Consider the following 19,163-nt stretch of genomic DNA (forward strand, 5'->3'; position numbering starts at 1 on the left):
CCGCCTTGCAGGCCTGCAAAGCGCGCAAGCGGGCCGGGGGTGCTTCCGCAGGGGGCGGGAACGGGCTAGGGAAGGAGCGGACCAGCAGGAGAACCGGGATTTGACGCAGATCGGCACGGCGGCACGGGTGGCCCTTTCGCGGGCTTTCAGGGCGACCCGGCAGGGCGTCTGCGGTGCTGTGCTTTTGTGCGTTGGTCTAGTGGCGTGCCTTGGTGGAGGGGCGCTGGCGCAGGGATCACCCAGCCTGTTCGACGCCCGCCGGGATGGCGTATTGCCGCCCGGTGCGATCCGCCCGCCCGAGGATGTTGCAGGCGACGCGGCCGCGGATACCCCCGGCGTCGGCGACGTGGTTGTCACGCCAGAGCTGTCGTTTGGCCCTGCGTCCGAGACGCCAGAGATACCCGAGGTGCCTGCGCAAGAGGCCGCCACGCCGCCGGCGGATGACGCCGCGACAGACATCCCCTCCGCCGCGCCCGCGGATGCCGAAGGGGTCATCGCCGACATGCCCGCCGATGCCGCGCAGGACAGCGCCCGGGCCGAGGCCCCTGCACCACAGGGCGCGCCCGGGACGCGCACCCCGACCAAACGTCCTTTGCCGCGCCCGCAGGTGGCACCCGACCAGGTGGACCCCGACCCCGCCGCGAAAGCCCCAGCCGCAAAGCCCCCGCGCCCCGAGGGCTGCGCGGACCCGGCCAAAAGCCGCGACGCAGATGTCGCCCGCAATGCCGCGCAGATCGACGGCGCGGGCCTGTGTCTGCAGGAAACCGGCATCCGCGAACACGGGCGAAACTGGCGCTTTACCCGGATCGGCACAGCCGCGCCCGGGGGACCGACGATCCTGCTGCTGGACGACAGCGACGACGCGACGTTCGACCTTTCGCTTGAGGCTGCAACCCGGGGCACCACGCTGATCGCCGTCGAAACCGGCGAGGCGCGGGCCTTCGACGGTCAGGACCCGGCCCGCAACTTCGGTGCGACGCCCCGCGCCACCGCGAATTGCACGGGGATGGCCCCCGCGCCCTCGCCGCTGTTTGCCCAGGCCCTTGCCGATCTGATCCCGCAGGGACCGATCCTGGCCTTTGCCGCGCCCGACCCGGATCTTTCGGCCGCGCGCACCACGGACCGTCGGCGCGGCACGCTGGCCCCCGGCGGGGCTGCGGACCCGCACAGCCTGGTGCTGACGGCCGATCTGACCGCCCAGGCCGCCGATCTGCCGGACCTTGTGGCCGCGCTGTCGGCGCAGGGGCTGAACGCGGTGCACCAGCGCCTGGATCCGCCCGGGGGGTGCACGCTGCTGGACCATGCGGTGCTGACGAAACTGGGCCGCCCGCTTATCCTGCACGCGGGTCCCTCGGCGCGGGCGCAGATGCTGGATGCGGTGGTGATGGCGCTTAGGTCCTTGAAATAACACGACCCTCGGGGCCGGATCGGCGGCGAACCGCCCGCGCGGCAGCCTGTCCGCATCAAAGCCGGGGAACCCACCCCGCCACAGCGCGTTGACTGCCCGACAAGGGAGATGTCGTAGATGTTCAAGCCTAAGTTGATGCCCAAGGTGATGCCGGTTGCCCGTGTGAGCCTGCCGATCCGCCGACCCCGCCGGGAATGTTTCCTTGCCCTTACCGACCCCGAGACACTGTCGCGCTTCTGGCTGCATGACGCCGGTGACAGCTGTATCGAAGAAGGCGCGCAGCTGCGCTGGCAGTTCCGCGCGGACGCCCCCAGGATCTCGGTCCTGTGCCGCGAGATGCGCCCCGACTGCCTGATCCGGCTGGAACTGTCGAACGGCGTGCGCATCATGCTGACGCTGGACCGGCACGAGGACGGCGGCACCTTGGTGCATTACTGCGAATGCGGCTTCGGCGCGGATGCCGACACGGATGAGGTGTCGCAGGCGACCGAAGGTGCGGCGCGCATGCTGTCCGCGCTGAAAACCATGCTGGAGCCTGACGTTGCCGAAACGCCCGACCGGCCGCGTCTTCCCACGGCGGCCTGACCCCGGGGTCACCCCTTCCCGCGAAAGATCCCCAAACGGCGCCCCTGACGGGCGCCGTTTTGCGTTCCCGAGTCAAAATCCCGGCAAATTCGCTGAAAATCCGCCCAATTTACGGGCAATTTCCAAAAAGTACGCATGATAATTGAGCAAATATGGCGCAATCGCGCCGTTGCACGCCTTTCGCCCCGCAGCAGCGTTCCCCTGTTTGTCGAAAGCGCGTCTTGTGGCGACGCACCTGATCGAGGGTGCATCAGACGCGTGCGGCAGCCCACCATTCGCCAGTCCGGTAGCCACCGCACGCCAGCAACGATTACGTCGCTGAACGGCACATAGGGGTGAAGGGAGAGGAAATCAAACCATCCACCCGGTCGTTAGGCGACGTTCCACAGAGGGGACGTACATATGTCGCAATTTCTGAAGACCATGCTGGGGGCCGCTGCCGGCTCGATCCTGCTTGGGACCACCGCCATCGCCGCCGACGACACCATCAAGGTCGGCGTCCTTCATTCGCTGTCGGGCACCATGGCGATTTCCGAAACCACGCTGAAAGACACCGTTCTGATGCTCATCGAAGAGCAGAACAAGAAGGGCGGCGTGAACGGCAAGATGCTGGAAGCGGTCGTTGTCGACCCGGCGTCCGACTGGCCGCTGTTTGCCGAAAAGGCGCGCGAACTGCTGACCGTGTCCGAGGTCGACGTGATCTTTGGCTGCTGGACCTCGGTCAGCCGGAAATCCGTGCTGCCCGTGATCGAGGAACTGAACGGTCTGCTCTTCTACCCCGTCCAGTACGAGGGCGAGGAATCGTCGAAGAACGTCTTCTACACCGGCGCCGCGCCGAACCAGCAGGCGATCCCGGCCACCGATTACTACCTGGAAGAACTGGGCGTCGAGAAATTCGCGCTGCTGGGCACCGACTATGTCTATCCCCGCACCACCAACAACATCCTGGAATCCTACCTGAAGGACAAGGGCATCGCGGCCGAAGACATCTTCGTCAACTACACGCCCTTCGGTCATTCCGACTGGTCCAAGATCGTGGCTGACGTCGTCGCGCTTGGCGCAGACGGCAAGAAGGTCGGCGTGATTTCGACCATCAACGGCGACGCCAACATCGGCTTCTACAAGGAACTGGCTGCACAGGGCATTTCCGCCGAAGACATTCCCGTCGTCGCCTTCTCGGTTGGTGAAGAAGAACTCTCGGGTCTCGACACCTCGAACCTCGTCGGTCACCTGGCCGCCTGGAACTACTTCCAGTCCGCCGAATCCGAAGCGAACGACGCATTCATCACCGCATGGAAAGCCTTCGCCGGTGAAGAGCGTGTGACCAACGACCCGATGGAAGCCACCTACATCGGCTTCAACATGTGGGTGAACGCGGTCGAAGAAGCCGGCACCACCGATGTTGACCCGGTCCGCGAAGCGATGTGGGGCCAGGAATTCCCGAACCTGACCGGCGGCACCGCCGTGATGGGCACCAACCATCACCTGTCCAAGCCGGTGCTGATCGGTGAGATCCTGGAAGACGGCCAGTTCGACATCATCTCGGAAACCGATCCGGTTCCCGGCGATGCATGGACCGACTTCCTGCCGGAATCCGCAGTGCTGAAGTCCGATTGGAAAGAGCTGGAGTGCGGCATGTACAACACCGACACCTCCACCTGCGTCCAGCTGGAATCCAACTACTGATCCCGATGCGGGGCAGGGCCTTGGTCCTGTCCCCATGGATCCCGGTCGGGGCGGCCCTGCTGCCCTGACCTGCCTCACAGGTCCGCGGCGCGACATCCCCTGCCCGGATCCCGAACGAATTCTGTCCGACCGGTCCCCGCCCATGCTCTCTCGCCTTTTCTCGGCCCTGGTCCCCGGTTTGGGGCTGTTTCTTGCGCTTGCCGCCGCGCCCCTGCAGGCACAGGATGCGGATGCTCCGATCCAGATGCTCCTGCAGGAGCACGGCGAGATCATCCAGAAATCCTCGCGCCGGACGATCCAGCCCGCCATCGACGCCCTGCGCGACAGTGACCTGCCCGCCGCCAAGCTGGTGCTGGAAAAATGGGCCGCCCGCGAGATGTGGGTGGACGAGGCGACCGGGCTGTTTGTCTATGCCGAAGAGGTCGACCGCGACACGCTGCGCATCTTCGATTTCGCGGACGCAGGCGCGATCGCCGAGGTTCCGGACGAAGGCTATGACCAGCTGAAGCCCAACTCGGGCATCCGCGCGCTGATCGGCTCGGCCCTGGTGAAATTCCAGCTCTCCGATCCCGATCCGGCCGCGCGCCTGGCCGCCCTGACCGCGCTGGAACGCAACGGCAACGAAAGCCACCTGCCGGTGCTGCGCGCCGCAATCGAAGACGAACCCGACGCCGCGATCCGCGCCCGCAAGGAACGGATCGAACGGCTGCTGACCATCAGCTATGGCGAAACCCCCGCCGACCGCATTGCCGCGATGGAGGGCTTTCGCGGCGATCTGGGCGTTGACGCCCGGGCCAAGCTGAACCCGATCCTGACCACGAAAACCGAGATCTTCGCGGGCGAGATCCCCGCCACCCGCAACATCGCCCGCACCCTGCGCCCCGGCACGGATGACCTTTCGCGCATGGCGGCCTACCAGATGCTGGTCGAAGACGGGAAAGCCCCGGCCATGCTGTCTGAAGCCGCGCTTCTGTCGGCCATGCAGGACAACCTTGCCGATGGCGCGGTCGGTGGCGTGCCCGTGGGGCAGCTGTCCGATCCCGCGGCCCGCATGCGCGCCTACCTGGCGCTGGCCGAGGCCGGCACCGTGCCCCCCATCCCGACCGAGCCCGAGATCGACGCGGCCCTCGCCGCCCACAGCTTTGCCGAGGTCTATGCCGAGCCGGAGCCTTCCGTGACCTCGGCCGCGCGCGACGTGCTGAAATCCATCGAGCTTCAGGTCGGGCTGAACCAGTTCTTCGATCTGTCGCTGGATGCGCTGTCGCTGGCCTCGATCTACTTCCTGGCGGCGATCGGTCTTGCCATCACCTTTGGCGTCATGGGGGTCATCAACATGGCCCATGGCGAATTCATCATGATGGGGGCCTATACCGGATACGTGGTCCAGCAGGTGATCCCGAACTATACCGTGTCGATCATCGTGGCGATCCCGCTGGCATTTGCGGTGACCTTCGCCGCCGGTGTGGCGATGGAGCGGCTGGTGATCCGCTGGCTCTATTCCCGCCCGCTCGAAACGCTTCTGGCGACCTTCGGCATCTCGATCGCGCTGCAGCAGATCGCCAAGAACGTCTTTGGCACCCAGGCGCGGCCCCTGACCTCGCCCGGCTGGCTCGACGGGGCCTGGGTGATGAACGACGTGGTGTCGATTTCCTACATCCGGATCGCGATCTTCGTGCTGGCGCTGATCTTCCTGGGCTTCTTCCTCTTCCTGATGAAGAAGACGCGCCTGGGCCTGGAAACCCGCGCCGTCACCCAGAACCCGCGCATGGCGGCGTCGATGGGGATCAACCCCGACCGGGTGAACATGCTGACCTTCGGCCTGGGCTCCGGCATCGCGGGGATCGCAGGGGTGGCCATCGGGCTCTATGCCAAGGTGACCTCGGAACTCGGCTCGGATTATATCGTGCAAAGCTTCATGACCGTGGTCGTGGGTGGTGTCGGCAATATCTGGGGTACGCTGCTTGGGGCGACGATGATCGGTTTCCTGCAGAAGGGGATCGAGTGGTTCAACCCGTCGAACACCCTGGCCGCCCAGACCTACATGATCGTCTTCATCATCATCTTCATCCAGTTCCGTCCCCGGGGCATCATCGCCCTCAAGGGCCGCGCGGCGGGGGATTGATCCATGGCTCAGCTCTCTGTCCCCGCCAATGCCAACCGCGCGCCCCGCTTCCAGGGCCTGGACCTCTGTCACGCGCTGGATCGCCTCCGGCGGGAGTATTTGCAGCAAGATGATGCAGGCGGGCCGCGCCCCCATCCTCTTGCCGGAAATATCCCGGGGAGTGGCACCACTCTGCCAGGAGTGGCGCAAGGGGGCAGCGCCCCCTGCGACGATCTTCATCCCGCGCCCGAGGCCGGGGCAGGGGCGCGATCCTTCCCCGCCCAGACCCATACCGATCCCGCGCGCGACCGCGGACCCGACCACAAGGAGGCGCGCCAATGAGCCGGCCTTTCATCCTGCGCAACCCGTCGATCCTGGTGTTCCTGGCCGCTCTGGCGGCCTTCACCCTGGGCGTCACCCTGATGTCCGAGGCCTTCGGGTCCGGCGCGATATCGACCTCGTTCGTGAAGACACTTGGCAAGACGCTGTGCCTGTGCCTGGTGGCGCTGGCGATGGACCTGGTCTGGGGCTATTGTGGCATTCTCTCGCTTGGGCATTTCGCCTTCTTCGGGCTGGGCGGCTACATGGTAGGCATGTGGCTGATGTATGCCCGGACCGAGATCATCGTCGCCGAGGCCATGGCCAACGCGCCCATCCCGCCCACGGATCAGGAGGTGGTGGACGCCATCGGCACGCAGATCTTCGGGGTGGTCGGATCCTCGGACTTCCCCATGATCTGGTATTTCGCCTCTTCCCTGCCGGCGCAGCTGGCGCTGGTGGTGCTGGTGCCGGGGCTTCTGGCGCTGGTCTTCGGCTGGCTGGCCTTCCGGTCGCGCGTCACCGGCGTCTACCTGTCGATCCTGACGCAGGCCATGACGCTGGCCCTGTCGCTTTACCTGTTCCAGAACGAAAGCGGGCTGCGCGGCAACAACGGGCTGTCGGGGCTGCAGAACCTGCCGGGCGTCACCGCCGGCCAGGCCACCGTGTCGATCTGGTTCCTCTGGGCCTCTGCCGCCGCCCTGGCGCTTGGCTATGTGCTGTGTGCCTGGGTTGTCTCGGGCAAGTTCGGATCCGTGGTGCGCGGCATCCGCGATGACGAGGCGCGGGTGCGCTTCCTGGGCTATTCGGTCGAGGGCTACAAGCTGTTCATCTTCACCCTGACGGCGGTGATCGCGGCCATTGCGGGCGCGCTTTATTATCCGCAGGCGGGGATCATCAACCCGGGCGAGGTCGCGCCGATCGCTTCGATCTACCTGGCGGTCTGGGTCGCCATCGGCGGGCGCGGGCGGCTTTACGGGGCGGTCATCGGCGCGGCCTTCGTGTCTATCGTCTCGACCTGGTTCACCGGCGGGCTGGTGCCGTCGGTGCCGCTTGGGTTTTACACAATCGACTGGGTGGACTGGTGGCTGGTGCTTCTGGGCCTCAGCTTCGTGCTGGTCACGCTGTTCGCGCCCAAGGGCATCGGCGGGCTGGTCGACCTGGTGGCGGGGCGCATCGCACCCGACCGCCACGGCGCGGATTACGGCCCCGACAAGGGCAGCAAACGGCAAGGGGAGGGCCGGGGATGAGCTCCTTACTCGAAGTTTCGGGCGTCTCGGTCACCTTTGACGGCTACAAGGCGATCCGCAATCTCAGCTTCCAGATAGGTCAGGCCGAGATGCGGGCGATCATCGGCCCGAACGGGGCCGGCAAGACCACCTTCATGGACATCGTCACCGGCAAGACCCGGCCCGACGAGGGCCGCGTGCTCTGGGGTGAGAAATCCATGAACCTCCTGAAGATGAGCGAGGCGCGCATCGCGCAGGAGGGGATCGGCCGCAAGTTCCAGCGCCCCACGGTCTTCGAGGATCAGACCGTGCATGCCAACCTGCTGATGTCGCTGAAGAACCCGCGCGGATCCTTTCCGTGCCTCTTCTACCGCCCCAGCTTCAAGGACGAAGCCCGGGTCGAGGAGCTGGCCAGCGAAATCGGCCTCTCGGACGCGCTGACGCGCAAATCCGGAGAGCTGTCGCATGGCCAGAAGCAATGGCTGGAGATCGGCATGCTGCTGGCGCAGGAACCGCGGCTTCTTCTGGTCGACGAACCGGCGGCGGGCATGACCCTGGCCGAACGCGAACACACCACCGACATCCTGCGCGAGGCCGCCAAGACCCGCGCCGTCGTGGTGGTGGAACATGACATGGAATTCGTCCGCCGGCTGAACTGCAAGGTCACTGTATTGCACGAAGGATCGGTCCTGGCCGAAGGATCGCTGGACCATGTCACGGCCAATCCGCAGGTCATCGAAGTCTATCTGGGGCGGTAATCCATGCTGAACGTTGAAAACCTGACCCTGCACTATGGTCAAAGCCAGATCCTGCACGGCATCGACCTGAAGGCCGAAACCGGCAAGGTCACCTGCATCATGGGCACCAATGGCGTCGGCAAGACATCGCTACTGAAGGCGATTTCGGGCACGCATCCGCGATCGGGCGGGGCGATGATGCTGGACGGAGAGGACCTGGGAAAGATGCCGGCGCATCAGCTGGCCCACAAGGGCATCGGCTATGTGCCGCAGGGGCGGATGATCTTTCCGCTGCTCACGGTCGAGGAAAACATGCAGACGGCCTTCGCCTGTCTGCCCCGGTCCGAACATCACATCCCCGACGAGATTTTCGAACTGTTCCCGATCCTGAAGGACTTCCTGCATCGGCGGGGCGGGGATCTGTCGGGGGGGCAGCAGCAGCAGCTGGCGATCGCCCGCGCCATGATCACCAAGCCCAAGCTTCTGCTGCTGGACGAACCGACCGAGGGCATTCAGCCCAACATCATCCAGCAGATCGGACGGGTGATTGAATACCTGCGCGACAAGGGCGACATGGCGATCATCCTGGTCGAGCAGTATTTCGAATTCGCCTACGGCCTGGCCGACAGCTTCTACGTGCTGCGGCGCGGGGCGGTGACGGCCTCGGGCACCAAGGCTGATCTGACGAAGGATCAGTTGATGGCCGAGGTGTCGGTTTAGGCCTTAGCCGATCCCGATAAAGCTGAGGATGGCAAGCACGATGACGACGAGGCCGACGAGATAGATGATGCGGTTCATGGCGGGTCCTTTCACGTGTGGTTTCCTCACCAACCCGTGAAACCCCGAATGGGTTGCATCCGATCTTTCCGGCACGAACAGAGTCAGGTCAGATAACGACGCCAGGATGCGAGGCCAGCACGTCAGGGCTGGACGAGCGGCTCAGAACTCCATCCAGATCGTGATCGGGCCGTCGTTCACCAGCGACACCTTCATGTCTGCCGCGAATTGGCCGGTCTGCACAGGCACGCCCAGATCGGCCAGCGCGCGGGCGAAATGCGCGTACAGCCTGCGCCCGTCTTCGGGCGCGGCAGCAGAGGAAAACCCCGGCCGGTTCCCGCGGGACGTATCCGCGGCAAGGGTGAACTGCGACACCACAAGGGCCGATCCGCCGATGTCCAGGACCGACCGGTTCATCTTGCCCGCCTCATCTTCGAAGATCCGGCATTTCGACACCTTGGCCGCCAGAAGATCGGCGTTCGCCTCGGTATCGCCCTGCATGGCGCAGACCAGGATCATCAGGCCCGGCCCGCATTGGCCCACGACCTCTCCATCGACGCGAACGGCGGCTTCGCTCACCCGTTGCAATATCGCGCGCATCAGCCCCGGACCTCCAGGATTTCGTTCAGCGCAGCGCGTTCGGTGCGGAAATTGTTCGCGGGATGGTCGGGGTCCTCATAGCCGAAGGTGATCGCGCACAGGATCAGCCGGTCCTCGGGGATTTCCAGCACCTCGCGCACCACGTCGGAATGGAAGGCCACCGCCGCCTGCGGTACCGTCGCCAGCCCAAGCGCCTGGGTCGCCAGGCAGAAGGCCATCAGGAAGCCGCCCGAATCCAGCGCCCCATAGGCCCCCAACTCGCGGGTCGAGGTCAGGATCGCCGTATGCGGCGCGCCGAAAAGGTTGAAGTTCTCCATCGCCTGTTTGGCGGACCCCGCCCGGTCGCCCTTTTCCACGCCGACGGCCTCATACAGCTGCCAGCCGCAGGTGCGGCGGCGGTCTCCATGCACGCCGGGATAGCCCTCAGGGCCGGGTACATCGGGGGCGGGGGCGCGGGTTCCGGGCGCGGCCATCAGCGCGGCGCGCAGCCGGTCGGTTTCGGCCCCGCGCGTCACGATCACCTGCCAGGGCTGGGCATTGCACCACGAAGGTGCGCGCCCGGCGGCGGTGACCACCTGTTCGATCACATCCTCGGGCACGGCGCGATCCAGGAAGCCGCGGCAGGAGTGGCGGGCCGTCAGCAGCCCCATCAAGGTATCGTAATCGTTCATCTTTCCCCCTAAAATCCCTTTGGTTCAGGCCGCTGAAAAGGCCAGGCCCTAGCCGCCGTTCTGCGCCATCACATAGCCGATGATGCCCGCCACGATCGCACCTGCCACCACGGCCAGGGCGATCTTCCAGGGCGACCAGGGCCGTTCGCCCTGCACCCGGCCGGTGCGGCCGTTGACGACAAAGCGGTAGGTCTTGCCGCGGAACTTATAGGCCGCCATCCAGACCGGCAGCAGCACGTGCTTGAAGGTCACACCGCTGATCTGCGTTTCGATCCCATGCACCCGCTGGCGGTCGCCGCCGATGTCAAAGCGCACGTCGCGGTCGATGGTGCGGTCCATGATGGCGCGGGCTTCCTCGTAGCCCTCGGCCAGTTCGACCTGGTAGCCCTCGGCCAGGAAACCGGCCAGGAATTCCGGCGTATAGGGCTTCATCTCCGACAGGTCCCAGGGTTCCAGCGCGTCGGTGTATTTCTTGGGCAGCGACTTCGAGGCCAGCACAAGGATGTCGTCAAAGAACCGCGCAACCCGGCCCGAGACAGGGGTCCAGCGGATCTTCTGCACCTGGCGCTGTTCCGGCTTGCCTTCGTGCATCACGGTTTCGGTGACGTAGTAGATCGTGCCGCGTTCGCCGCGATAGCGTGACTTGGTGTCGGCGTCATAGGTCCAGTAGGGGACATAGATGCCGTCCAGCTTGCGCCCCTTGCGGGCGTAATCCTTCAGCCCATTGGGGGCGAACCACAGGCTGCCCAGCCAGTTGGCCATGGCCTGCTGTGCCTCGCGTTCCGAAAGCGCGAAGGGCAGCACCCCCTTGGGCTTGATATGCCGGTGCGTGCCGGTGCCGGTGACCACGGGCGTGGCGCAGAAGGGGCATTCATCCGCATGGGTGTCGCCGTCGAATTCCACCTGCGCGCCGCAGTTGGGGCAGCTGGAGACGCGGGTTTCCTCGATCTCGGCCTCTGGCAGACGGGCCTCGATCGCGGCGCGGAAGTCCAGTTCCCTGATGCCGCCCGCCCAGGGGCCGGGATCGGCCAGCGCTTCGGAATGGCCGCAATGGTCGCAGATCAGCTTCCCCTCGGCCGGGGCATAGCGGTAGTCGGCCCCGCATTGCGGGCAGGGAAAGCGATGGTCCTGGGTCATTGCGGGCTCCGGCTGGTGTCGGGCGGAAGGTAGAGCGGTCGGGGCCGGGGCGAAACCCCGGAACGTCGTGCGGGCGGAGGGGGTGGAGGGGGGCGCTGCCCCCTCCCGGCAAAGCGGGGCTTTGCCGGTTCACCCCTGGGATATTTTCGGCAAGAGGATGTCAGCGGGGCAGGCGGTGATCGAAGCTGACGATCTGGGCCAGGTCACGGCAGGCGGCAGAGGTGAAGCGCAGGACGATGCAGAACAGCCGCGCGTCGGAGGGCGTCAGGCGCACCCGGCCCGAGACCGAGGCCGTGCGCCCTTGGCTGACCACCTGTTCGACGGTAATCGACGCGGGCGGGGTCAGCCCGGTCAGGGCCCTGGTGATCTGCGCGCGGCCTGCCAGTACCCCGCCCGGGCGCTGCCACTGGGCATCGGCGGCAAAGGTCGAAGAATCGACCGTGCCGGCCCCGAGCATCGCCAGGGCGATGTCCTGCGCCAGCGCATTGCCGGACGCCGTGTCGCCGGGGCGTGAGGCCATGACCGCCTGAGCACCTGCCATGGATCACACGCCTGGCGGCGGGGGCGGCGGCATCACGGTAAAGAGCTGGGCCAGTTCCGTCACGTCCTCGGCCCGCATCCAGCCGTCCTGGCCGGCGGTCCAGACCATCGTGTCGCGGGTCATTCCGCCTTCGGTCACCATGCGGCCCAGCCGCGCCTTGGAGTAGGGGCCGTGGGTCGCGCCATTCTCGGCGATGTGCCAGACGTGTTCGACCGGCGGGGGCGGCGGCGCGGGGGGGGCGACCTGAACAGGGGCCTGCGGGGTCGGAGCGGCAGCCGCCTGGGGCCGCGCGCCCCAGGGGCCGCTTTGCGCCATCTGGTTGGCCATCGCCATACCCATCCCCATGCCTAGGCCCGCACCCATGCCGCCATCGCCGCCGGGGTTCGAGGCCGCGCGAGTCATTGCATCAGCGGCCGAGAACTGGGTGAACCGCCCCAGGTCGCCCACGATCCCCATGGAGGTCCGCTTGTCCAGCACCTCTTCCACCGCGGGGGGGAGCGAGATGTTTTCGATGTAAAGCTCGGGCAGGGTCAGGCCGTATTCCGCGATCACGCCCGAGATCTCGGCCGCGACCATCTTGCCCAGATCGGCGGTATTGGCGGCCATGTCGAGCACGGGAATGCCCGAGCCCGCGATGACGCGGGAGAATTCCTGCACGATGATGTTGCGGATCTGATAGCTGATCTCGTCCATGGTGAATTCACCATCGGTGCCGACGATCTCGCTTAGGAATTTTGCGGGATCAGTGACGCGGATCGAATAGGTGCCGAAGGCGCGGATGCGCACCGGGCCGAATTCCGGGTCGCGCGCCATGATCGGGTTCTTCGTGCCCCACTTGAGGTCGGTGAACCGGGTGGTCGAGACGAAGTAGACCTCGGACTTGAAGGGCGATTTGAACCCGTGGTCCCAGTGCTGCAGCGAGGTCATGATCGGCATGTTGTTCGTTTCAAGCATGTAGAGCCCGGGAGTGAACACATCCGCCAGCTGGCCTTCATGTACGAAGACCGCCGCCTGACCTTCGCGCACGGTCAGCTTGGCGCCGTATTTGATTTCATGCCCCTCACGTTCAAACCGCCAGACCAGCGTGTCGCGCGTGTCGTCGGTCCAGTGGATGACGTCGATGAACTGTCCGCTCAGGAAATCCAGGATGCCCATGTCAAATGTCCTTTCTCAACTCTCGCCGCCGATCAGCTCTGCCGCGATCCTGGTGAAGATCGGGCGGGCCTCATCGGCGCTTTGTCCCGGGCGCAGCCGGGGATCGTACAGCATTTTCAGCAGCATTTCGTCATGCGTGGTCAGCAGCGCGAATTCGTCGTCGTCGTTGAAGATTGACGGCCGGGCGCGGGGGCTGTCATTGGCCAGGCCAAGCCCCTGGGCCATTTCCTCGTGATAACAGCTTTTGCGGACCAGGTCGGGGTGTTCGGCCCGGACCAGCGCGATCGCCTGCCCATAACCCGAGGTGCCGTCGTCGCGCGAAAACGCCACGACGAGGCAGTGGATCGCCCGGGGCAGACGTTCGAAGATGCCAAGCGCGCTTGAGGAGATGTCGGGCACGATCTGCTGCACCCGCGACACCACGAGGTCATGATCGTCCTCGCCCATCACCAGCACGTTAAAATTGGCCCCCGTCTGTGCGCCTTCGCCGACAAAGCCGATCTGGTGGCCGGTCAGACGGGCCAGCCGGGCGGTATAGTCGCGCACGGTCGCGCTGTCTTCGACGCGCAGGTCCTGCGGGACCGAGGGGCCGAATTCCACCGCGACCTTCACCGGGCCGGGCCAGCGGCGCAGCCGGGCCTGGGCCCCGCCGGATCCACGCAGGCCCGCGCCCCGGGCGTATTCGTCGTAGAACACGATGCGTTCGAAATTCGCCGCCAGCTGGCGGGCATTGAAGGGCGTATCGACCCCGCCGCCATCGGTGCGCAGCAGCCCCTGTGCCAGCAGGTCCGCCTGGATCGCGGAATAATAGCGCGCCAATGCCTGGGATTGCTGCGACGGCCCGGCGGGCAGTGCGGCGGGCACCGGGCTGGGCCGCGCATTGGGCTTCAGCGTGGGCGTCGGCGCGGCCAGCTGACAGGCCGCGACGGTGGCACACAGCGCAAGCGCCACTGCGGCGCGCCCGCGCCGGACATACGGATGCCCTGCGTCCCGGCCCGTGTGGCCACGCGGACGACCGCGCAGACGCGCGGCCAGATCCGCCAGCCCCGAAGGGATATGCGCCTTGCCCCGCATCCGAATTTACGCCTGCGGCACCGAGGTCGCGGCCGTATCGCCCACGCCGTCGGCGCGCGCCTTGGCGGCGGCCAGCGTGTCACGCAGATCGGCTTCCATCTTCTTCAGGTCTTCTTCGGCGGCGGCGCGCTTGGCCTTGCCTTCGTCGGCGATCTGCAGGCTTTCCTCGATCGTGCCGATCAGGTCGGCATTGGCCTGTTTCACGGCCTCGATATCAAAGACGCCGCGCTCCATCTCCTGGCGGATCATCTTGTTGCTTTCGCGCAGGTTCTGGGCGTTGGCCTTCAGCAGTTCGTTGGTCAGGTCGTTGGCTTCGCGCACGGCCGACGCGGCCTCGGCCGAGCGCTGGATGGTCACCGCCTGGGCCAGCTGGGTTTCCCACAGCGGCACGGTGTTCACGAGGGTCGAGTTGATCTTGGTCACCAGCGACTTGTCGTTTTCCTGCACCAGCCGGATCGAGGGCAGCGACTGCATCGTCACCTGGCGCGTCAGCTTCAGGTCATGCACCCGGCGTTCCAGATCGTCGCGCGCGGCGCGCAGGTCGCGCAGCTCCTGCGCCTTCATCACCTGTTCGCCCTCGGGGGCGGCGTTCACCGCCGCCTCCATCGCGGGGATGTCGGTGGCATCCAGGCGCGCCAGCTTTTCTTCGCCGGCCGCAATGTACAGCGCCAGTTCGTCGTAGAAGGCGAGCGTCTTTTCATAGAGCAGGTCCAGCGACTTGATGTCCTTCAGCAGCTTGTGCTCATGGCTCAGAAGCTCTTCGGTGACGCGGTCGATCTGGTCCTGGACCTCTTCAAAGCGGGCGGTGAACTTGGCAAAGGGCGCGGCGCGGCCCAGCAGTTTTTCCCAGAAAGACCGCTCGCGACGGACATCCAGTTCGGACACCGAAAAGCCGCGGATCGTGGTGACGATGTTGCGCAGGCTGTCACCGGCGGGGCCCACATCCTTGTTGCGCACGTCCTGCAGCATCGCCTGAGAGATCGTCTGAAGTTCGGCCTGGGCCGAAGAGCCGAAGCGCACGATCGATCCGGTGTCGGTCATGTCCAGTTCGCCAATGCGCTTTTCGATCTCGGCGCTGGTCGGCGCGTCGGCCTGGGCCAGGGGAACCAGCGCATCTGCGGGCGCGGGTTCGGGCAGGACGACGGCGGTGACCGCTTCGACCTCTTTCAGGGTGTCTGCGGCCTTGGCGCGAATATTCTCGGACATCACTTCTCTCCACTCCACCGGCGGTGCCGGGTTCTGTTCCACCTATGCGGGGCCGGACCTGATCGGACCCCAGTCTGGTCCTGCTCGGGTCTTACTCGGGCCGGACCCCTTCGCGCTGCAGCCTTTCGCGCAGCACCTCGATTTCAACCGTCATGTCACCTGCATCATCGGACAAAAGCTTTTGTGTCCGTGCTGCGAAGTTTTCTTCAAGATCCGTCAGAAGTGCCTCGTAATCGGCACGGGCCTGCGGGCTTTGCGTGCGGGCATAGAGATCGGCGAACTTCACCGTCGCGTCCCGCGCGCCCTGCAGATAGATGCCCAGGTACTTCCGCGCCGCAGTCAGGTCGCGCGGGTCATTTTCAACTGTGCGGAACAGACCCCGCGCCACGGTCTGAAAGCGATCCACCCGGGCTTCCAGCTGGCGGTCCTGGGCGCGTTTGATGGCGTCGGACATGGCGGTCAGATGCGATTCTGCCCGGTCGATGGCGCGCGCCACGCGGTCGGTCTGATGCAGGTCGACGCCCTCCATCCCCTTGTCTTTCAGGGGGTCGAGGCCAAAGGCCATGGAATGCAGCACAGCCCCAAGAAGGGCGTAGACCCCGGCGGCAACCGGCCCGTGCCCGGCGAAACCGACCAGCGCCAGCCCCACCCCGGTCAGGGCCGAGCCAAGGATCTTGCGCGGCAGGGCGGGGCGTCGGGCGACCTTGCGGGCCTCATAGGCCTCTTCGGCGCGCAGCCCTTCGCGGGTCAACCAGGCCGCCCCGATCAGCGCACCCAGGGCCAGCAGGTATTGCGCCATCACGATCGGGTCGGAGCCGAAGGCCTTCCAGATCAGCGGGAAGGGCGCAAGGAACAGAAGGTTGACGCGCAGACCCGCGCGGGTGCGTTTCGCGCCGCGAAAATTGCCGGGGGTGCCGGATGCGCCGCCGCCGGGCTGCGTCTTGGGTGCCCCCTGCGCAGAGGTCTGACCGGATTGCCCACGGGGGCTGAATTCTCCGCCGTATCGCTGTGCCATTACGCCCCCGCTGCCGTCACGCTTGCGTAAAGGATCAGGGCCAGAAGAAGGAAAAAGGCCAGTTTTTGCAATCCGCTGCCGGTCATGCCACCCCCGTTGGAAACCCCGTCACTTGGCGTCCACACCATATGGGGTGAGGATTACACGAATGCTATCCCTCTGCATAGTCACGCGGTTTCCGCCGTAACGGAAGAGGCGGATTTACGACTTTGGCCGCTTGCGCGTCAAGCGGGGGCGTTTTGCGGGCGCGGGACCGTCATCCCAGGGGGCATTTGCGGATTGATCGCGGACGCCCTTGCCCTTGGGCAGGGGCGGGCGGGGCTTGGGGCCCTTGCCCTTGACGGGGGCTTTCGCGGCGTCGGGGCCTTTGCCAGCGGGTTTGCTAGAGGGTTTGCCAGCGCCCTTGCCGGCAGGACCCGTGGAAAAAGTCGTCCGGCTGAAGGTCGCCTTGCCCGCCGGGGCCTTCGGCGCTGCTTTGGGGGCGGGCCGCTTGCCCCGGGTCACGCGGGGGCGGGGGGCGTCGTCGTCCTCGGGCTCCATCCCCAGCTGGTCGCGCAGCACGCGGCGGCGGACTTCCTCGACCTCGCCGGGTTTCAGCGGACCCAGCTGGAAGGGGCCATAGGACACGCGGATCAGGCGGTTCACCGACAACCCGATGCTTTCCATGGCGCGGCGGATTTCGCGGTTCTTGCCTTCGCGCAGGCCCACGGTCAGCCAGGCGTTTGCGCCCTGCTGCCGGTCCAGCGCAACCTGCATGGGCTGAAAGATTTCCCGGTCCACGACCACGCCTTCGCGCAGCGGCGCAAGGCTGGCGTCGGTCGGGTTGCCCTTGACCCGCACGCGGTATTTCCGCAGCCATCCGGTTTCCGGCAGCTCAAGCTTGCGCTTCAGCCCGCCGTCATTGGTCAGCAGCAACAGCCCTTCGGAATTCAGGTCAAGCCGGCCCACGGACATCACGCGGGGAAGCTCCTCGGGGAGGTCGTCGTAGATCGTGGGACGGCCCTGTTCGTCCTTGTGGGTCGTCACCAGCCCCGTGGGCTTGTGATACAGCCACAGCCGCGCCGGTTCCGGCGCATCCAGCGGGCGGCCATCCACGGTGACCTTGTCGCGGGCGGTGACGTTCAGCGCGGGGCTTTCGATCACCTTGCCGTTCACGCTGACCCGGCCCTGGCCGATCATCTTCTCGGCCTCGCGGCGCGAGGCGACGCCGGAGCGGGCCAGCACCTTGGCGATGCGGTCCCCTGCGGGCGACTTGGCCGCGCCTTCGGACTGGCCTTCGGTTTGAGACACGTCAGAGGGCTTGCCCCCCGGTTTCCCGCCGGGCGACGCGCGGCGCGGACCTGCGGCCTTGCCCTTGCGGGCGGCGAAGGAGGATTTGGCGGGATCTTTGCGGTTCTGGCTCATGCCCCCGCCATACAGGCTTTGCGGCGCTTGCGGAAGACGGGAAGCTGGGGCAGACCAAGCCCATGGGGTTCACGTCTTTCATGGATCAGGCGCTGGAAGAGGCGCAGGCCGCTGCCGCCCGCGGCGAGGTGCCCGTGGGCGCGGTGCTTGTCGATCCGGCGGGCCGGATCGTCGCGCGGGCCGGGAACCGCACGCGGGAACTGTCGGACCCCTCGGCCCATGCCGAGATGCTGGTGATCCGCGACGCCTGTGCCGCCGCCGGGTCGGAACGGCTTCCGGGTCATGATCTTTACGTCACGTTGGAGCCCTGCGCCATGTGCGCCGCCGTCATCGCCAATGCGCGGATCGCGCGGCTGTATTACGGCGCGGCGGATCCGAAATCGGGCGGCGTGGCGCAGGGCGCGCGGGTCTTTGCCCATGCCCAATGCCATCATACCCCCGAGGTCTATGACGGCATCGGCGCGCAGGCCGCCGAGGCGCTGTTGAAGGATTTCTTCCGCGGCCGCCGGTAGCGCGGGGATCCGAATGAAGATCCGATTACAAGTCCTGGGGCCAGGGTGGGTTCGCCCCCGCCCGCGACACGGTAACCGCCGCCGCCCGCACGCCCAGATCCAGCGCCTGTTCCAGCGCCGCGTCGGACAGATCCCACAGGGCGGATTTCGTCAGCAACCCCTGCTGCGACAGGCTGGCCAGAAGGCCCGCGTTGAAGGTATCGCCCGCGCCGATCGTATCGACGACCTGAACCGCCCGCGCCGGCACCGTCACGCTGCGGCCGTCGCGCATATAGCCCGTCGCGCCCTTGTCGCCCTTGGTCATTACGACCAGCGACGGGCCGAGGTCGAACAACTGCGCCAACCGCGCCTCGGCCGGGGTATCGCCGGGCAGGAGCCAGTCCAGATCCTCGTCCGAAACCTTTACGATGTCGCTTTGCGCCAGCATCGCACTCAGCCGGTCGCGATAGCGCCCCGGATCGCGGATGAAATCGGGCCGGATATTGGGGTCGAGCATCACCGCCCGCGTCCCGCCTTCGCGCGCAAGCAGGGCACGATAGGCCTCGGCGCAGGGTTCGATCATCAGGCTGATGCCGCCCAGGAACAGCGCCGTGACGCGGGCGTCCAGCGCCGGCATGTCGTCGGGTGTCAGCATCCGTCCGGCGGTGTTTTCGTCATGGAAATCATAGGTGGCCTGGCCGTTCTCAAGCCGCACGAAAGCCAGCGTGGTGAAACGGTCCGACCGGACGCAAAGGTCTGATGACACAGCGCTTTCCGCCAGCACCTGTTCCAGCTGCTGGCCGAAGACATCGCGCGACAACCCGGTCAGCATCCCCGTGGGCGCGCCCAGCCGGCCAAGCGCCACGGCGGTGTTGAAGACCGCACCGCCGGCAAAGGGCACGAACCCGTCGCGACCCGCCGCAGCGGGTGCCGTCGTGGGGAAGGGGATCATGTCGATCAGGGCTTCGCCGGAACACAGGATCATGGTCAGTCCTCGCTTTGGCACCCGTCCCGAAGCGGCGGGCGCG

Annotated in this window: 18 protein-coding genes; 8 read left to right on the forward strand and 10 right to left on the reverse strand. The window is 66.3% G+C overall.

Annotated features, from left to right (window positions below; genetic code table 11):
• The first annotated feature begins 271 nt into the window (after positions 1–271).
• From BMX99_RS01610 to urtE, 7 genes are all read left to right on the forward strand, one after another.
• Positions 272–1,408 (forward strand): hypothetical protein, encoded by a 1,137-nt coding sequence (locus BMX99_RS01610; RefSeq protein ID WP_093446305.1) that lies wholly within the window; start codon positions 272–274, stop codon positions 1,406–1,408.
• Between the two features lie 117 nt (positions 1,409–1,525).
• Positions 1,526–1,993 (forward strand): SRPBCC domain-containing protein, encoded by a 468-nt coding sequence (locus tag BMX99_RS01615; protein WP_093446307.1) that lies wholly within the window; start codon positions 1,526–1,528, stop codon positions 1,991–1,993.
• 402 nt (positions 1,994–2,395) lie between these two features.
• Positions 2,396–3,679 carry an urea ABC transporter substrate-binding protein gene (gene urtA, locus BMX99_RS01620; protein WP_409371754.1) on the forward strand — a complete coding sequence of 428 codons (1,284 nt, stop codon included), beginning with the start codon at positions 2,396–2,398 and terminating at the stop codon, positions 3,677–3,679.
• Between the two features lie 142 nt (positions 3,680–3,821).
• On the forward strand, positions 3,822–5,801 hold the full coding sequence (urtB, locus tag BMX99_RS01625; RefSeq protein ID WP_093446309.1) for an urea ABC transporter permease subunit UrtB: 1,980 nt from the start codon (positions 3,822–3,824) through the stop codon (positions 5,799–5,801).
• 317 nt (positions 5,802–6,118) lie between these two features.
• Positions 6,119–7,348, forward strand: a complete 1,230-nt coding sequence (gene urtC, locus BMX99_RS01630; RefSeq protein WP_093446311.1) for an urea ABC transporter permease subunit UrtC — start codon at positions 6,119–6,121, stop codon at positions 7,346–7,348.
• Positions 7,345–8,085 carry an urea ABC transporter ATP-binding protein UrtD gene (gene urtD / locus BMX99_RS01635; RefSeq protein WP_093446313.1) on the forward strand — a complete coding sequence of 247 codons (741 nt, stop codon included), beginning with the start codon at positions 7,345–7,347 and terminating at the stop codon, positions 8,083–8,085. Before urtC ends, urtD begins: the two co-directional genes overlap by 4 nt.
• Positions 8,086–8,088: 3 nt before the next feature.
• Entirely contained in the window at positions 8,089–8,784 is a 696-nt protein-coding gene (urtE, locus tag BMX99_RS01640) for an urea ABC transporter ATP-binding subunit UrtE (RefSeq protein ID WP_093446317.1), read from the forward strand.
• 219 nt (positions 8,785–9,003) lie between these two features.
• Here urtE and dtd read toward each other — a convergent pair whose 3' ends face one another.
• The 9 genes from dtd to BMX99_RS01685 all read right to left on the reverse strand — a co-directional run bounded on the left by dtd (position 9,004) and on the right by BMX99_RS01685 (position 17,644).
• The gene (gene dtd, locus BMX99_RS01645) at positions 9,004–9,441 is read right to left on the reverse strand and encodes a D-aminoacyl-tRNA deacylase (RefSeq protein ID WP_093446320.1); all 438 of its coding nucleotides are present in this window, start codon (positions 9,439–9,441) and stop codon (positions 9,004–9,006) included.
• Complete coding sequence (locus BMX99_RS01650; RefSeq protein WP_093446323.1) at positions 9,441–10,112, reverse strand: nitroreductase; 672 nt, start codon at positions 10,110–10,112, stop codon at positions 9,441–9,443. The genes dtd and BMX99_RS01650 overlap by 1 nt, the downstream gene beginning before the upstream one ends.
• Positions 10,113–10,160: 48 nt before the next feature.
• On the reverse strand, positions 10,161–11,249 hold the full coding sequence (locus BMX99_RS01655) for a TFIIB-type zinc finger domain-containing protein (protein WP_093446326.1): 1,089 nt from the start codon (positions 11,247–11,249) through the stop codon (positions 10,161–10,163).
• A 160-nt stretch (positions 11,250–11,409) separates the two neighbouring features.
• Positions 11,410–11,790 (reverse strand): nuclear transport factor 2 family protein, encoded by a 381-nt coding sequence (locus BMX99_RS01660; RefSeq protein WP_093446329.1) that lies wholly within the window; start codon positions 11,788–11,790, stop codon positions 11,410–11,412.
• 3 nt (positions 11,791–11,793) lie between these two features.
• Entirely contained in the window at positions 11,794–12,945 is a 1,152-nt protein-coding gene (locus BMX99_RS01665) for an SPFH domain-containing protein (protein ID WP_093446332.1), read from the reverse strand.
• Between the two features lie 15 nt (positions 12,946–12,960).
• Positions 12,961–14,019 carry a DUF2927 domain-containing protein gene (locus tag BMX99_RS01670; protein ID WP_170848802.1) on the reverse strand — a complete coding sequence of 353 codons (1,059 nt, stop codon included), beginning with the start codon at positions 14,017–14,019 and terminating at the stop codon, positions 12,961–12,963.
• 6 nt (positions 14,020–14,025) lie between these two features.
• Positions 14,026–15,225, reverse strand: coding sequence for a toxic anion resistance protein (locus BMX99_RS01675; RefSeq protein ID WP_093446335.1), 1,200 nt, complete (start codon positions 15,223–15,225; stop codon positions 14,026–14,028).
• Positions 15,226–15,316: 91 nt separating this feature from the next.
• Positions 15,317–16,240, reverse strand: coding sequence for a 5-bromo-4-chloroindolyl phosphate hydrolysis family protein (locus tag BMX99_RS01680; protein ID WP_093446338.1), 924 nt, complete (start codon positions 16,238–16,240; stop codon positions 15,317–15,319).
• Between the two features lie 201 nt (positions 16,241–16,441).
• Positions 16,442–17,644 (reverse strand): pseudouridine synthase, encoded by a 1,203-nt coding sequence (locus tag BMX99_RS01685; protein ID WP_093446341.1) that lies wholly within the window; start codon positions 17,642–17,644, stop codon positions 16,442–16,444.
• 62 nt (positions 17,645–17,706) lie between these two features.
• Between BMX99_RS01685 and BMX99_RS01690 the strand changes: the two genes are divergently transcribed.
• Positions 17,707–18,156, forward strand: coding sequence for a nucleoside deaminase (locus BMX99_RS01690; protein ID WP_093446344.1), 450 nt, complete (start codon positions 17,707–17,709; stop codon positions 18,154–18,156).
• A 25-nt stretch (positions 18,157–18,181) separates the two neighbouring features.
• Here the strand turns inward: BMX99_RS01690 and BMX99_RS01695 are convergent, their stop codons facing one another.
• Positions 18,182–19,120, reverse strand: a complete 939-nt coding sequence (locus BMX99_RS01695; RefSeq protein WP_093446347.1) for a carbohydrate kinase family protein — start codon at positions 19,118–19,120, stop codon at positions 18,182–18,184.
• Between the last annotated feature and the right edge of the window lie 43 nt (positions 19,121–19,163).

This window comes from Pseudooceanicola nitratireducens (assembly GCF_900109195.1).
In the GTDB taxonomy this organism is placed as follows: Bacteria; Pseudomonadota; Alphaproteobacteria; order Rhodobacterales; family Rhodobacteraceae; genus Pseudooceanicola; species Pseudooceanicola nitratireducens.